This window comes from Ulvibacterium sp. (assembly GCF_965248315.1).
Lineage (GTDB): Bacteria > Bacteroidota > Bacteroidia > Flavobacteriales > Flavobacteriaceae > Ulvibacterium.
Window position 1 is genome coordinate 18261 of record NZ_CBDFIX010000002.1, and the last position, 13442, is coordinate 31702.

11 protein-coding genes are annotated in these 13442 nt (G+C 43.1%); 9 read left to right on the forward strand and 2 right to left on the reverse strand.

All coding sequences use genetic code 11. The features are described from left to right. Nucleotides 1–70 precede the first annotated feature (70 nt). From ACP2AF_RS01600 to ACP2AF_RS01620, 5 genes are all read left to right on the forward strand, one after another. The gene (locus ACP2AF_RS01600; protein WP_425234496.1) at nucleotides 71–2812 is read left to right on the forward strand and encodes a PSD1 and planctomycete cytochrome C domain-containing protein; all 2742 of its coding nucleotides are present in this window, start codon (nucleotides 71–73) and stop codon (nucleotides 2810–2812) included. 4 nt (nucleotides 2813–2816) lie between these two features. Then, nucleotides 2817–4328 carry a DUF1501 domain-containing protein gene (locus ACP2AF_RS01605; RefSeq protein WP_425234497.1) on the forward strand — a complete coding sequence of 504 codons (1512 nt, stop codon included), beginning with the start codon at nucleotides 2817–2819 and terminating at the stop codon, nucleotides 4326–4328. 84 nt (nucleotides 4329–4412) lie between these two features. Continuing rightward, nucleotides 4413–5288 carry a sugar phosphate isomerase/epimerase family protein gene (locus tag ACP2AF_RS01610; RefSeq protein ID WP_425234498.1) on the forward strand — a complete coding sequence of 292 codons (876 nt, stop codon included), beginning with the start codon at nucleotides 4413–4415 and terminating at the stop codon, nucleotides 5286–5288. A gap of 12 nt (nucleotides 5289–5300) precedes the next feature. After that, nucleotides 5301–6695 (forward strand): c-type cytochrome domain-containing protein, encoded by a 1395-nt coding sequence (locus ACP2AF_RS01615; RefSeq protein ID WP_425234499.1) that lies wholly within the window; start codon nucleotides 5301–5303, stop codon nucleotides 6693–6695. Between the two features lie 102 nt (nucleotides 6696–6797). Beyond that, nucleotides 6798–8228, forward strand: coding sequence for an SLC13 family permease (locus tag ACP2AF_RS01620; protein ID WP_425234500.1), 1431 nt, complete (start codon nucleotides 6798–6800; stop codon nucleotides 8226–8228). Between the two features lie 56 nt (nucleotides 8229–8284). Here the strand turns inward: ACP2AF_RS01620 and ACP2AF_RS01625 are convergent, their stop codons facing one another. Beyond that, complete coding sequence (locus ACP2AF_RS01625) at nucleotides 8285–8683, reverse strand: hypothetical protein (RefSeq protein WP_425234501.1); 399 nt, start codon at nucleotides 8681–8683, stop codon at nucleotides 8285–8287. 598 nt (nucleotides 8684–9281) lie between these two features. Between ACP2AF_RS01625 and ACP2AF_RS01630 the strand changes: the two genes are divergently transcribed. Beyond that, nucleotides 9282–9458 carry a hypothetical protein gene (locus ACP2AF_RS01630; RefSeq protein WP_425234502.1) on the forward strand — a complete coding sequence of 59 codons (177 nt, stop codon included), beginning with the start codon at nucleotides 9282–9284 and terminating at the stop codon, nucleotides 9456–9458. A gap of 169 nt (nucleotides 9459–9627) precedes the next feature. Continuing rightward, nucleotides 9628–10074 carry a Spy/CpxP family protein refolding chaperone gene (locus ACP2AF_RS01635; RefSeq protein ID WP_425234503.1) on the forward strand — a complete coding sequence of 149 codons (447 nt, stop codon included), beginning with the start codon at nucleotides 9628–9630 and terminating at the stop codon, nucleotides 10072–10074. A gap of 161 nt (nucleotides 10075–10235) precedes the next feature. Here the strand turns inward: ACP2AF_RS01635 and ACP2AF_RS01640 are convergent, their stop codons facing one another. After that, entirely contained in the window at nucleotides 10236–11972 is a 1737-nt protein-coding gene (locus tag ACP2AF_RS01640) for an alkaline phosphatase D family protein (RefSeq protein WP_425234504.1), read from the reverse strand. A gap of 249 nt (nucleotides 11973–12221) precedes the next feature. On the opposite strand from ACP2AF_RS01640, the gene aqpZ reads away from it, so the two are divergent. Beyond that, nucleotides 12222–12908, forward strand: coding sequence for an aquaporin Z (gene aqpZ / locus ACP2AF_RS01645; protein ID WP_425234505.1), 687 nt, complete (start codon nucleotides 12222–12224; stop codon nucleotides 12906–12908). 50 nt (nucleotides 12909–12958) lie between these two features. After that, nucleotides 12959–13441, forward strand: a complete 483-nt coding sequence (locus ACP2AF_RS01650; RefSeq protein ID WP_425234506.1) for a GyrI-like domain-containing protein — start codon at nucleotides 12959–12961, stop codon at nucleotides 13439–13441. Nucleotide 13442 lies beyond the last annotated feature (1 nt).

Consider the following 13442-nt stretch of genomic DNA (forward strand, 5'->3'; position numbering starts at 1 on the left):
CGTAATTTTAAAACCTGATTTTTCAAAATATCCCTATATTTATAAGCCGTTCCAGATCATTGGATTGTTCATGAAAAGGAAGATTTATATAGGAATATGTATTGCTATGGCCCTAGTGGCCATTTCCCTTCTTTGGAACTCGTTTAAACCCACCGAAAAAGTTGACTTTAGCACACAAATAAAACCCATTCTCAATAACAAGTGTATTACTTGCCACGGAGGTGTTAAAAAGAATGGAGGGTTTAGCCTATTATTTGAAGAGGAGGCCTTTGCCGTTACCGAATCCGGCAAGCCGGCTATCATTCCAGGGGATGCCTCAGGGAGCGAGTTTATTAAACGATTGAAGGAAGAGGACCCCGAACTTCGTATGCCCTATGAGAAACCCAAACTATCCGATAAGGAGATAGACCTTTTGACACGCTGGATAGACCAAGGGGCCGAATGGGGGGAACATTGGGCGTATTCGCTTCCCGATAAAGTGGACGTCCCTACCTGGACCAATGAAGCGGGTTTTACTTTTGAAAAATCGTCCGATTTCCTCCAGAACAACATTGATAATTTTATCCTGACCCGTTTGGAAAACGAGCAAGTGGAACCCAATCCTCCAGCCGAAAAAAATGTTATTGCCCGAAGACTCGCCTTGGACCTTACAGGTCTACCCCCTGACAAGGAACTGCTACAGGAATTCGAAAGCGGAACCCTTTCCTACGAAGCCTTAACGGACACCTTATTGGCACAAAATACCTATGGGGAAAAATGGGCGACCTGGTGGTTAGATCTCGCTCGATATGCGGATTCAAAAGGCTATGAAAAGGATATGGGCCGATCCATTTGGAAATATCGGGATTGGGTCATAGATGCTTTTAACAAAGACCTGCCTTATGACCAGTTTACTTTGGAGCAATTGGCCGGAGACCTTTTACCCGATCCAAGTACCGATCAGTTAATCGCCACGGCCTTTCATCGAAACACCATGAACAATGATGAGGGCGGCACAGATGATGAAGAATATCGGGTCGCGACGGTCATCGATAGAGTGAATACTACCTTTGAGGTCTGGCAGAGCACCACCATAGGCTGCGTGCAGTGCCATGGCCATCCCTATGACCCGTTTAAGCATGAGGAGTATTTCAAGCTTATGGCCTTTTTTAACAACACTAGAGATGAAGACACCCCAAGTGAGGGCCCCGTACTCAAGTTCTACGATTCCGGGCAACAGCAAGATGTAGATAAGGTATTGAACTGGATAGCCGAAAATGGCACTCCAAAGCAACAGAAAATCTACAAGGATTTCATGCAATTTACCGAACCCGTCTACAAATCGCATTTTTTTCAAGAAATTACCAATGGATCCTACGATGACCATGCCTCCGTGGTACTTTGGGACGATGGCAACTGCATCCTGGAAAACGGCTATACCAACAACGCCAGTTATGTATACCTAAACTATCGTTCGCATTATAATGGGACTCGGATGACCATACGTGAAGGGGATGCCAACGGGCCTATTTTAGGGCAGTTTATCATCAACAAGGCGAAAAATAACACAACATCCCAATTTCCGATAAAGAGGATAGACCATAAGACCAATCTCTATATTGAAACACAAAATGACGCTGCGGCCAAAGAGGCCAATATTATCAATATCTATTGGATCGCATTCCTCGAAGACATGCCAGGGCAGGACAAACCCGGATGGTCCTCCATAAACAAGGCTTTTTTAAGGACATTGAATACCAATACGGCTATCACCGTACCTATTTTGGCCGAAAATCCATCATATATGCTGCGTACCACCCAGGTTTTTGACCGTGGTAGCTGGTTATCCAAGACTGATACAGTTCAGCCAAGTACTCCCGAAAGCCTTAGCGAATGGAACTCGAAATGGCCCAAAGATCGATTAGGGCTCTCCAAATGGATCATTGACAAAAAAAATCCTTTAACCGCCCGTACCGTGGTAAATAGGATATGGCACCAAATTTATGGCAGGGGTTTGGTAGCCACGATCGAGGATATCGGTTCACAATCCGATGCTCCTTCCCATCCTGCCCTACTGGACTGGCTTTCGTTGCGTTTGATGAACGAACATGATTGGAGTATGAAAGCGTTGATAAAGGAAATTGTGCTCTCGGGCACTTATCGCCAAAGCTCCAAGAGCACCTCTGAAATGTATCAAAAAGATCCAAAAAATGAATTGTATGCCAGAGGCCCCAGGGTGCGATTGGGAGCCGAGGCTATTCGCGATCAAGCATTGGCCGTTTCCGGACTTTTGAGTGGCAAGATGTACGGTCCGGGCGTGATGCCACCTCAACCTGATGGAGTTTGGCAAACGGTTTATAACGGGGCCCAATGGGAAGAAAGCAAGGGAGAAGACCGATACAGAAGAGGAGTCTATACCTATTTGAAACGTACGAGCCCATACCCCTCGTTTTTAACTTTCGATGCCGGTAGTAGGGAAGTTTGCACCATTCGCCGAATCGTCACCAACACACCCCTACAGGCCTTAGTGACCCTGAACGATCCAGTTTACTTAGAAGCGTCTTATGCACTAGCAAAGAATACCAGGGTCGCCGATGATGTAGACAAGAGTATCGCCCAAAGCTATAAAAGGGCCACCTATACCGATATTTCACCGAACAAATTGGAGGCCTTAAAGGCATTGTATGAGGAGTCGTTATCAGAATTCAGGGAAAATGAGGAAGCCAATGTACTTTTTTTACATTTTGATGATAAACCAACTCCAGAATTAAGTGCCCTGACTGTGGTAGCCAATGCCATTATGAATTTGGATGAATTTTTAACGAAAGCCTAACCCTATGGAAGACCGTATCCAGAGATTGATCCAAGAAAAGATCGTGCGAGAGACAAAGGCCAAAACCCGCAGGCACTTCATAAAGAGTTGTGCTCAAGGCATGGGTGGTTTGGCATTAAGCTCCATTTTTATGGGTTGCGATCCTTTGGCTAAACCCATGGCGAAAAAAACCGTGGTATTTTCCGAGCGCGACCTAAACCCATTGGCTACCTTGGCTCCTCCATTTGCCCCAAAGGTAAAGTCGGTTATTTACCTACATATGGCAGGAGCGCCCTCGCAACTCGAAATGTTCGATTATAAACCGCAACTCCAAAAATATCACGGACAGGACTGCCCCCAATCTTTGTTGGAGGGAAAGAAATTTGCCTTTATCAAGGGGACACCAAAATTAATGGGGCCCCAGGCCGAATTTAAGCAAGAGGGTGAATCGGGCAATTGGGTCTCTAATTTCATGCCCCATTTTAAGAAGGTGGTGGACGAAGTGGCTTTTTTAAAGGCCGTACATACCGATCAATTCAATCACGGCCCTGCACAGTTATTCATGCATACGGGCAGTGCCCGATTAGGCAGGCCGAGTATAGGGGCATGGGCTACATACGGATTGGGCTCTCCAAATCAAAATCTTCCCGGTTTTGTAGTGTTGACGTCCGGTGGCAATACCCCCGATGCCGGAAAAAGTGTTTGGGGCAGTGGATTCCTCCCGTCCGTTTACCAAGGTGTTCAATGTCGCTCCAAGGGAGATCCCGTACTCTATATAGAAGATCCCGAGGGCATGCCCCGAGATCTTAAAAAAAGTACCATTGAAGCCATTAACAAAATCAACAAGGAAGAATATGCCAAGTACGCCGATCCAGAAATCTTGGCGCGTATCAACCAATATGAAATGGCCTACCGTATGCAGATAGCGGTACCGGAGGTCATGAATATCAACAATGAACCCGAAAATGTCCAACAGATGTACGGCGTTGAACCGGGCAAGGAGTCCTTTGCCAACAACTGTCTTTTGGCCCGTAAATTAGTGGAGGATGGCGTACGTTTTGTACAACTTTTTGACTGGGGGTGGGATACCCATGGCAATGTTCGTGAGGGATCCATCGATTTGGGGCTACGTAATAAGTGCAGGGAAATAGATCGACCCATTGCGGCGTTAATCTTAGATCTTAAACAACGGGGACTTTTGGACGAAACCCTAGTAGTCTGGGGCGGCGAGTTCGGCCGTACACCCATGCAGGAAAACCGGGGCAATAAAAAAATGGCCTATAAAGGTCGTGATCACCACGGGGATGCCTTTACCATGTGGATGGCCGGCGGTGGTATCAAGAAAGGGGTTTCCCATGGCAAAACTGACGATATTGGGTTTTCCGGAATAGAAGGTCAGGTTTCGGTACATGATATTCATGCCACCATTTTACACCTACTGGGCTTTGATCATGAACAATTTACCTATGAATTTCAAGGAAGACATTTTCGATTGACTGATGTAGAAGGAGAACTTATTAAAGAAATTTTAGCGTAATCCTAGACTCCCTCATTTTAGTAAGGGTAAAGTTGGAACGCTAAGGGTAAGACAGGGAATAAGCTCAAATACCAAACCAAAAAAATGAAAAGACGTTTTATCTTCGCCTTATTTTGCATATCCTTCCTCACCCATTCGCAGCAAAAAAAAAAGCTAGAATTCTTTCAGACCGACTGGGGTAGAACTGCCTCCTGGGATAGCTTCTGCGAACGTGTGAAGGCATCTGGGTATGACGGGCTTGAAACCTGGTTCCCATCCACCGAGCAAAGTCAAACCGAATTAAGGGCAGCACTGAAAAAATATAGGCTCAAAGTCGGATTTCTGAATGGAACCAATAAGTCATTGCCTTTTGAAGAGAGTCTAAAATCCTATACCGAACATTTCAAGGTTTTGATATCCTGGGAACCAGCGTACATTAACTGTCATACGGGCAACGACTTTTATACCTTTGAGCAGAATAAGGCTTTCATTGATGCTGCCAATGCCATGGCCAAAGAAAGTGGCGTTCCTATTTATCATGAGACACATCGGGGAAGGTTCAGTTTTAACCTCCCCGATACTAAAGCGTATTTAAAGGCAATCCCCGATTTGAAATTGACCTTGGATATTAGCCATTGGATGGTCGTTCATGAATCGCTCTTAGAAAATCAAAATGAGGAATTGAGTGAAGTTATTAATCGATCCCATCATATCCATGCCCGTGTAGGGCATGCCGAAGGGCCTCAGGTCAACGATCCAGAGGCCCCTGAATGGAAAAAAGCCCTGGACCGACATCTGGATATCTGGGAAAAGATAATACGAAAAAAATGGGATACTCAAGATGTGTACACCATTACAACAGAATTCGGCCCTGCCGATTATATGCCAACCTTACCTTATACCCGCGTTCCTGTAGCGGACCAATGGAAAGCCAATACATATATGATGATACAGTTAAAAGAACGTTTGAATATTGATTAACCAAAAAGATTTATGGACGTTCTAAAACAGTTACTAGGTAGGCTTCACCCATTAGTGGTACATCTACCCATAGGATTTATCATTCTTGGTTTGTTACTACAATGGTATGATCGCAAACGTAGGGAATATACTAAAGTCATTTCACTTGTGTACCTATGGGGTGGAATCAGCGCAGCCCTGGCCTGTATCACTGGTTATCTGCAATATATAGGTGAAGGCTATGCATTTGATACGGTGAAATGGCATCTATGGTCGGGCATAGCCACAGCTTTATTTTCCTTTCTGATGTATGCCAAGTTACAGGAAATACAGCGAATCGATTTTTTGGGTAAAGTGCCCGTAGCGGTATTGGCGGTACTATTTTTTGCATTGATTTCCTTTACCGGTCATCAAGGTGGTAACATTACGCATGGGGAAGATTATTTTGTAGAACCGCTTCCCAATCATATAAAATCGGCCTTGGGTTTTGAGACCTTTGAAGAAAAACCCATTGTTTTGAATGAAGAAAATTGGCAAGAAGCCTTAATTTATGATGATGTCGTAAAACCTATTTTAAACAATAATTGCATAAGCTGCCACGGAAAAAAGAAAACTAAGGGAGAACTGCAATTGCATACACCTGAAGTTCTCCTAAAAGGTGGTGAAAATGGGGAAATCATAATTACCAATGATCCCGAAAATAGTGAGTTGTATGCTCGACTGGTATTACCTAAGGATGACGAGGATCATATGCCACCTAAAGATAAAAGGCAACCCTCCCCAGAGGAAATCGAGTTGATTAAAGCTTGGTTGAGTATCGGAAACCCTTTTGAGGGTGCCATAGGGGAACTCGGAATGGAGAAGGAATTGTTCCTATCATTTTTCCCGAAAAAACACAATGCCGATTACCCTGACATTCAAATTGCAGCTGCTTCTCAGGACACCATCAACCATATAAAAAATAACGGATTACATGTAGAAAACATAAGTAAAGCATCCAATTTCTTGGAAGTTTCCTGTATTAACAAACCTTCCTTTGTGGATTCCGATTTTGAAATAATAATACCCATCAAGGAGCAGATTGCCATATTGGACCTTGGGGGAACCCAAATTACGGATGCCATTTTTGAAAAATTGACGACCCTGCCCAACTTGACCCTATTGAAATTGGACGCCACAGCGATTACAGGGAAAAACATGGAGTTGCTCGCTTCTTTGGAGCATCTTAAATCCATTAATTTGACCGGATCTCACTTAGAAGAAATTCATTTGCGAAACTTGGAAAGCTTCAAAAATCTAGAAATTGCCTATGTCTTTGGCACCCAGGTAGAAGGAGAGGGTGTCCGAACGTTGAAAGATGGTCAAATAACTATCGATTATGGCAATTACGAACTACCGCCCCTCCCATCCGATTCTATAATTTATTAGGCCTATGGCATCAATTCATAGATGGAAAAGCGCAGGTTTGCTCAAACACAAATTTTCAAAACCAAAAGAAAAAACATAGTTTAGGGGTGTTAATTCACCTTCATGGAAATCAGTAGAAAACTAGGTCTTTTTTTAGGGCCCATTTTATTTTTTATTATAATCAATCTACCTTTTCAGCTGGTTTCCGAACAAGGAGATGCCGTCATCGGTGTGGCGGTATGGATGGTCATCTGGTGGATTACGGAAGCGGTATCCATATCGGTAACCGCCCTTTTGCCGCTGCTACTGTTTCCCCTGCTCAAGGTAATGCCCATGGCCGATGTAGGGGCCAATTATGGCAGCCCCATAGTTTTCCTCTTCTTTGGTGGCTTTGTTATGGCACTTGCATTGGAAAAGGTAAACCTGCACAAACGTATTGCCTTAAACATTATAAGGGTAACAGGAACTACCCCGAATAAAGTGGTACTGGGGTTTATGATTGCCACGGCTTCCTTAAGTATGTGGATCAGCAATACGGCCAGCACTGTGGTAATGTTGCCTATTGCCATGTCCGTTATAGGTTTATTGATCAATGATGCCGATGGTTTTACCAAAAACGATCAGAATTTCGCCCTGAGCGTGATGTTGGGCATTGCCTTTTCTGCTAATGCCGGCGGTATTGCCACAGTTATCGGCACACCTCCCAATTCTGTTATGATCGGGCTCTTGGAAAATGAATATAACATTGAAATATCCTTTTTAAAATGGATGGTTATCGGGGTTCCCTTTTCTTTCGTTATGATCACTATCAGCTATTTGGTATTGGTGAAATGGATGTTTCCCAATAAACAGCTAAAGTTTACGGCGTCCAAGGAAGTTATCAATTCCGAGCTTCAAAAATTAGGGCCAACAAGCGGAAAGGAAAAAATGGTCTTGATTATTTTTGGCATCACTGTTTTCCTGTGGATCTTTAGAACGCTTATCAATAAAGTCTTTCCTGCCCTAGGACTTTCGGATACCATCATTAGCATGTTTGCCGCTATTTCCCTTTTTGCAGCTCCTTACAACCTGAGAAAGAGTGATTTTTTAATCGATTGGCGAGATACTTCAAAACTGGCCTGGGGCATTCTGATTCTTTTTGGTGGTGGGTTGGCTTTGGCAAAAGGGATGTCCGTAAGTGGTATAGTGGATATGGTAGCCAACGCCATAGCTGCCAGTGAAATCTCCATATTGCTCACCGCGGCGCTACTGATTTTTTTAATGCTCTTTATGACCGAATTAATGAGCAACGTAGCTCTGGTGGCCGTTCTGGCCCCTGTGGTAGCAGGTATTGCGATAGGCCTTGAAATTCCTATCTTGTATTTATTGATTCCGGTAACCATAGCAAGTAGCTGTGCTTTTATGCTTCCTATGGCCACTCCGCCTAATGCTATTGTTTTTGCAAGTGGTTATATAAGGGTGCATCAAATGGCCCGGGTAGGGATAATGCTTAATCTTATTGCGGTCGGGCTTTTGATCTTGATGTTCCAATTTATATTACCCTTGATTTTTTGAAAAAAAAAGCCCTGGACAAATTGCCCAGGGCCCGTTCATCTATTCTTAATGTACTCTTACTTTCTCTGGTAAACGTTAAATGATTCAGGCAGGTACTCCGCAGTGTCGAAGTCCATTTTGATATCATCACTGGAATCCATATAATTGATTCCTTCCACCGAACTTGGATCAGCATAGGCGTCAAAGTCTGCGGGTAGATAAATCTTTAACTCCTCAAGCTGTGGCAGTTCCTCTTCTTCCATATAAGAAACGGAATTCAGGTCAAAATATACGGTATACGGATCGAAGCCTTCAGGCAAATAATCCGCGGTGTCAAACCCGAGGTCAACTTGGGCTTCTTCCTCAATATAGGTTATACTATTAATGTCAAATTCCTGTTCTGGTCGGTGTGCCAATATTCCATTGGCAAATAATAGACCAATTGCGATACTTAGGGTTGCTTTTTTAAAACTCATAACGATATGGTTAATTGTATGAAAGGATATAACGTTATAAAAACCAATTATTGCCTCTTTTAAGCTCTGGACAAATTTTCAAAAAATGTCTAGAAATAGGGTTGTCAACGTAAAGGCCTCTTATTTGCCAACCCCGTACTTTAGCTTAATTTTTTTTACGTTCTTCTCAATTTTATATCCTAATTTTTGCTAAATGGAGTTTATCCACTTTTGCGTTATTTTTTTGTTAATTTCTATACTCTTCATTTAGTCGGTATTCTGTTTCGGTCAATTCCGGAAAAAAGGGGCCGGCCGTAAAGCCGGCCCTTTTTTGACTAATTCAAACTAACTCTAAAATGAAGATTCTCTGCCTATAAGACTATCCTAAATTCAAAGTGTTACGCTTTTATGAAAACTTTAAGCCTTTTCGAACTCCTATCGACCAAAAGGCCTAAAAATCCGATGTTATGAATCCCAACGCGATAACTGGAAAGTGGTGATAGCGGTAACCACAGAATTTGGGTGGTTCACCCCATCATGTTAAGCATTTCACAACATAGGTTCTTTTTGGTGATTCTCTTAGATTATCTTAGAGCAAGAATCAAAAAAATCAATAATTATGTCCCCCAAAATCAAAAGTTTACTTTATTTCACTTGTTTTATGGCCGCTGCCGCTATTTATTACATCGTAGAGCCGGAAGATTTACAAAATCAAAAAGAGTCTCCAGAATTAGTTAAGGTAGATGTGGAAAATTATGCGCCTGAGGCCGAAGTATTTGAAGATACCCGGAAATAACCAACCAAAATCAATATATTACAACCAAAGGTGCGGATAAACTCCGCACCTTTTTCTTTTTAGGTAGTTGCTATTGTGTTTCGTTAAAGAAATCACAAACTTCACTGCCATGATTAAACCTCTTCTTAATCTCCAAGTCCTACTTCCGAAAATCATAAAATATAAAGACATGAAAAAAACATTGGTATTAGTTATGCTATTGGCAGGAGCAACTGTTATGGCGCAAGAAGGGCGAAAAAATCATCATAGGCAGGCCATGAAGGACCTGACCCCTGAACAAATCGCTACCCTACACACCAAAAAAATGACCTTGGCCTTGGATCTCAGTGACACACAACAAAAGCAAGTTCAAGTATTAAGTTTGGAGAATGCCAAACTGCGCAAGGCGAAAATGGAAGAACGTAAGGCAAGGAAAGAAAGTGGCGAATCCAAAAAACCGACTCCAGAGGAACGTTACGAACTACAATTGGAACGCTTGGACAATCAGATTGCGCACAAGGCTGAGATGAAAGCAATCCTTTCCCCTGAACAATATGAAAAGTGGGAGAAATTGCATTTCCACAAAAGAAAGCATCATAGAAAGGAGAGAAGCGAGGGCAAAAGAGGTAGACGATAACTGGCTTTATGCCCTGGCGTGAGGAGCATGCCTAAAAACCCCTTATTTTCTATCATTGCAAGGTACGAAGCAATCTGTAGCTTCTTGGGAAGAAATAATCAGATTACTTCACTTTGTTCGTAATGACGAATGATATGGGTTTTTAGGCATTTTTTATACTATCATATCGCATACATTTTGGTATTCCCTTCCATAACCGAATAGGAGGGAGATGAAATGGTATCCACAAAACGATAGGAAGCAGTTGCCGAGCCCTCGGAGAATTCAGCAAGTAGATAACCTCGTTGTGAGGCATCAAAATAATTGAGGTTATCGATCAAAAGGGTAAAAGCCTGCTCTATGCCCTGAATCGTTGTTGGTTCATTTCCAAAAATCCCTTCAAAACCAGGCGATGTAACCGAAGAACAAGCGAATTCCTCTCCAATAGTATTTCCAGAAGCGTCCATAAGCGTGTTGTTCCAGGCATTGTGCGTATCTCCGGCTAGGACAACCGTGTTTTTACCATTCAAAACGGCATACAAGCGTTCCCGTTCTATAGGATATCCATCCCAAGCATCCAAGTTATAGGGTACTTCAAAGGCCAATCTTGCCAACTCCACCTCGGTCAATGTGGGGTCGCCGGCCAAGGCTCTTCCTTTTAAAACGGAAAGCTCCCCAATAGCCGTCTGCAGCGCTCCCAAGGTTTCTGGAGAGGTATCGCCCCCGGCCACTTGGCCAATTAAAATCAATAATTCCGCGGGTACGGTCATCGTTCCCATCAATACCTGCTGACCCAAAACCTGCCATTTGGCGTTGTTACCCCCCACGGCACCGGCTACCCAAGTAAGTTGCTCAGGGCCCAATAGGTTTCTGTCGGGATTTAAAAGGGCCGCCTGGAAACTAACCGCATCAAAACTTCCATCCGGATTAAAGAAATCCGTAAAACTTAATTGTTTGTCCCTACCTATGATACGGGTATCCAACATGACCAAGTTGACGAGATTGCCAAATTCGAAATTGCGGTAAATAATCGTCCCATCATCCGTGCGAATGGGCAAATATTCTCCATGAACCTGTATTGCCTTGCGTTTCCGCTCCTCATAGGAACCTTCGGAATCGTCATGGTTCTCCGCTCCGTCCATATAGGCATCATTGGTAATTTCATGATCATCCCATACAACTATAAATGGTTTCTTCTGATGAGCTAATTGTAGGCCTTCGTCTGTCCGGTATTGGCGATAACGCAGACGATAGTCCTCCAAAGTAAGGATCTCATTTAATGGATCGTGTACTCTATTTAACGATTCCGTATTATCATTGGTACCATAGCCCCCTTCGCCATATTCATAAATGTAGTCGCCCAGATGTATAATAACATCAGCCTCACTCTTTGCCATAGCATCATATACATTAAATAAGCCCGCAGGAAAATTGGAGCACGAACAAACAGCCAATTTCACACTAGAAAGGGATTCCCCATTAGATGGCAAGGTAATGGTCTCCCCAATAACCGATTCCTCCTCCAGGCTTTCATGGAAAAACCGGTAATAGTACTTACCATTGGAAGGCAATCCAGTAACATCGACCATAATGGTAAAGTCTTCTTCCCTGGTTGTGATTTCGATACCCTCTTGAATTATGTGAGCAAAACCATAATCCGTGGCTACTTCCCACTTTATCGGAATGGCATTACCTACTTCTTCTGCTGTTGGTGTAAACCGTGTCCAGATTATAACGGCTTCAGCGGTGGGGTCAAAACTTCCCACTCCATGCAGAAAACGCGGGATTTTATCCGGTGGATTGCCATCACCGTGAAAATTCTTGACGCAGGCCAACATTTGTGAACTTAAGATAACTCCCCCCGAGGCGATAACGGATTTGGCCAAAAAGGCCCTTCTAGATAGCGGTTTACGTTCCATAATTTGTTTTGTTTTAAAGGTATTTGTGGAACGTACACTTTGAGTTAAACCAAGATTAACTAAAAGGCATACTTTGGGGGTTTAGGGTTAAGAAAAGGCAAAGAACTGGGCACTTTTTGAAACAATATTCGTTTGCTCCTATCGATAATTGCGTATACGTATTTGTGTCAATTTTATATACTTGTCCTACAATTTTGCTATATTTCTACATAAATAAACACGTAACAATAACCATTTAAACCAGAAATTATGAAAAAATTAGTTGCAGAATTTATCGGAACCGCTTGGTTGGTATTGGGAGGCTGTGGAAGTGCCGTTTTAGCGGCTGCATATCCAGAATTGGGTATTGGATTTGTAGGTGTTGCCCTTGCCTTTGGCCTAACTGTTTTGACCATGGCCTATGCCATTGGACATATTTCGGGGTGTCATCTTAATCCGGCCGTTTCCATTGGACTTTGGATAGGAGGTCGCTTTGACAAAAAAGAACTACTCCCTTATATTATTGCACAGGTTTTGGGCGGATTGGCCGGGGCTGGGATCCTATACCTCATTGCAAGTGGAAAGCCCGGATTTGAGCTTGGCGGTTTTGCCGCCAATGGTTATGGGGAACACTCTCCCGGAGGATATGGTCTGGTTGCCGCTTTGGTGACCGAAATCGTCATGACTTTTATGTTTTTGATTATTATTTTAGGGGCAACTCATTCCAAAGCGGCCCAAGGATTCGCGGGATTGGCCATTGGGTTAGGGCTTACGCTCATCCACTTGATAAGTATTCCCGTAACCAATACCTCGGTAAATCCGGCAAGAAGTACAAGCCAAGCTTTGTTTGTAGGTGATTGGGCCATTGGTCAATTATGGCTCTTTTGGGTAGCACCCATTCTGGGGGCTCTTTTGGCCGGACTGGTTTACAAATTTATTTCACCCGAAAAGGAATAGCATAAGGTTATCCTTGATTTCAAATTGCCCGGACGAAAAAGAAATGGTAAGTGAAACCTAGAATAGAACTATTCCCTACTACCAAATTCATTGGAAAACGAGTCAAAATGTCCCTGGCCAACAACCGGACCCAAGAACTTTGGCAAGGTTTTATACCTCAAATAGGACAAATACAAAATAGGATAGGTTCGGAATTTTTTTCAGTTGAAGTATATAATGATGCTTCATTTTTTGAGCATTTTAGTCCGGAAAAGCTGTTCGAAAAATGGGCCGCCGTACCGGTATCGCATTTGGATTTCATCCCAAGTGCTATGGAACCTTTAGAAATCCTGAAGGGGCTTTATGCCGTTTTCCCATATAAGGGAAAGGCAAGCGAGGCACATAAGGCATATGCCTACATTTTTGGAACCTGGATTCCCAATTCGGATTATTTTTTGGACTATAGGCCCCATTTTGCCATAATGGGTGAAAAATACAAAAATGAAGATCCTAAATCGGAGGAAGAATTATGGATTCCGATACGAAAGAGATAAT